This is a genomic window from Anaerococcus sp. HMSC065G05 (assembly GCF_001812365.1).
GTDB classification, from domain to species: Bacteria; Bacillota; Clostridia; order Tissierellales; family Peptoniphilaceae; genus Anaerococcus; species Anaerococcus vaginalis.
Map to the genome: position 1 here is coordinate 1 of NZ_KV808715.1, position 1,596 is coordinate 1,596.

Below are 1,596 nucleotides of genomic sequence, written 5' to 3' on the forward strand. Positions count from 1 at the left end.
TGAGCTACAGGCGCATAATTAAAAATATAAGTTTATTAATATCTTAACAATATAATATGGTACTATCATTACCTACTGTAATATAGATTATACCACAAAATTTTAAAAAATAAAAATAATTTATAAAAAATGGAGCGGGTGAAGGGAATCGGACCCTCGCAACCAGCTTGGAAGGCTGGGGCTCTACCACTGAGCTACACCCGCATAAAATTGGAGCGGAAGACGGGATTCGAACCCGCGACCCTCGCCTTGGCAAGGCGATACTCTACCACTGAGCCACTTCCGCAAATAATATAAAAGGAAATAACAAAGTGAAAGCTAAAATAAACTTTAAAATTAAATTAGCAAGCACCCACAATTCCTATTTTAAATAAATGTTAAAATTTATAATATAAAAGAAAACCTTAATATGGAGCTGATGATAGGACTTGAACCTACAACCTATTGATTACAAATCAATTGCTCTACCAATTGAGCTACATCAGCACATTGGATCTCTATTGAAATCCAAGTCCTTAATTAGCCGGACAGGCATCTGGCGACTTAGATGGGACTCGAACCCACGACCTCCGCCGTGACAGGGCGGCATTCTAACCAGCTGAACTACTAAGCCATAATTAAAATAGCCTAATATTAAAAATATTATGGTGGAAGTAACAGGGCTCGAACCTGTGACCCCCTGCTTGTAAGGCAGATGCTCTCCCAACTGAGCTATACTTCCATGTGGTGACCCTACCGGGATTTGAACCCGGGATACCGCCGTGAAAGGGCGATGTCTTAACCGCTTGACCATAGGGCCTCAATCATTATTATATTCATTAAACATACTTTTTTTTAAAAAATTTGCAGCAAGCTGCAAATGTCTTAGTCGGATTGTTGACAAAGTTACAAAAAACTTTGAAACACCGCGACATCTGACCTACCATCAATTTATTTCATAAATTGGATTCGGATCATAAACCGCTTTCTAGACCTATCCCAATGAGCGTAAGCAAATTGTTGGAAGGTCTGATGCAACTCATTTCCCAGGAGGCTTTAGCCGACTGGCTAGAAATGATCTGCTGACCATAGGGCCATAAAATTATAAAAAAATATAAGTGGTGACTCCACCGGGATTTGAACCCGGGATACCAGCGTGAGAGGCTGGTGTCTTAACCACTTGACCATGGAGCCTAAAAGCTCCGTGCTGGTTAATAAGCTAAGAGCTTATAAAAAAATGGTAGCGAAGAAGAGACTTGAACTCTTGACACTCCGGGTATGAACCGAATGCTCTAGCCAACTGAGCTACTTCGCCACATGGTTGCGGGAGTAGGATTTGAACCTACGACCTCCGGGTTATGAGCCCGACGAGCCACCAAGCTGCTCCATCCCGCGCTATAATAATTGCTAAGTTATGAGCTACTTGAAGCTATATCTATTTAAAGAAACATTGGCGCTCAGGGTGGGGCTCGAACCCACAACCTACCGGTTAACAGCCGGGTGCTCCACCATTGAGCTACCTAAGCACTCTAAATAAAAAAATCTTATATAAATACCTTCTATTAATAAAAATAGAAGATATTTTTATAAGTTTGGCAACTTCCTAGTCTCCCGGGA

Annotated in this window: 10 tRNA genes; all 10 read right to left on the minus strand. The window is 41.2% G+C overall.

What is annotated here, in order from left to right:
- Positions 1-130: 130 nt before the first annotated feature.
- Positions 131-204 (minus strand) — tRNA-Gly (locus HMPREF2852_RS05920).
- 7 nt (positions 205-211) lie between these two features.
- Positions 212-286, minus strand: a tRNA-Gly gene (locus HMPREF2852_RS05925).
- Positions 287-410: 124 nt separating this feature from the next.
- A tRNA-Thr gene (locus HMPREF2852_RS05930) sits at positions 411-486 on the minus strand.
- 50 nt (positions 487-536) lie between these two features.
- Positions 537-613: transfer RNA gene (locus HMPREF2852_RS05935), tRNA-Asp, on the minus strand.
- Positions 614-645: 32 nt separating this feature from the next.
- A tRNA-Val gene (locus tag HMPREF2852_RS05940) sits at positions 646-721 on the minus strand.
- A gap of 3 nt (positions 722-724) precedes the next feature.
- A tRNA-Glu gene (locus HMPREF2852_RS05945) sits at positions 725-799 on the minus strand.
- 299 nt (positions 800-1,098) lie between these two features.
- Positions 1,099-1,173: transfer RNA gene (locus HMPREF2852_RS05950), tRNA-Glu, on the minus strand.
- Between the two features lie 44 nt (positions 1,174-1,217).
- Positions 1,218-1,294: transfer RNA gene (locus HMPREF2852_RS05955), tRNA-Met, on the minus strand.
- Positions 1,295-1,297: 3 nt separating this feature from the next.
- A tRNA-Met gene (locus HMPREF2852_RS05960) sits at positions 1,298-1,374 on the minus strand.
- 56 nt (positions 1,375-1,430) lie between these two features.
- Positions 1,431-1,505 (minus strand) — tRNA-Asn (locus HMPREF2852_RS05965).
- Positions 1,506-1,596: the final 91 nt, after the last annotated feature.